General features: G+C 61.3%; 1 protein-coding gene. It reads left to right on the forward strand.

Translation table 11 applies throughout. From position 1 onward, the window contains the following. Positions 1-408: aldehyde dehydrogenase (locus HX873_RS31445; protein WP_177123860.1), on the forward strand; the 408-nt coding region annotated here is incomplete at both ends.

A 408-nucleotide genomic window follows, 5' to 3' on the forward strand; every position in this document is an offset into this window, starting at 1 on the left:
GGATGGATGGTGAGGCGGCGATTAATCCGTTGGTGTCGCGCAAGCAGCAGCAAGGGGTACTGCGCCATATCGAGCAGGCCCGGGCTGAAGGGGCGCGGGTGGTGATCGGTGGGGATGAGGTTGCGGGTGAGGGGTTTTATGTGCGGCCGACGATTTTGGCGGATATCGATCATGGGATGGCGGTGGCCCGGGAGGAGGTGTTTGGGCCGGTGTTGGGGGTGATGGCGTTTGATGATGAGGATGCGGTGATTGAGTTGGCCAATGACAATCGGTATGGGTTGGCGGCCAGTCTTTGGACCAATGATCTGGGTAAGGCGATGAACCTGGTGCCGCGGATCGAGGCGGGGACGGTTTGGGTGAATGCGCATGTGTTGCTGGACCCGGCGATGCCGTTTGGCGGGGTGAAGC

Source organism: Pseudomonas sp. P7758 (assembly GCF_013386485.1).
Taxonomy (GTDB): domain Bacteria; phylum Pseudomonadota; class Gammaproteobacteria; order Pseudomonadales; family Pseudomonadaceae; genus Aquipseudomonas.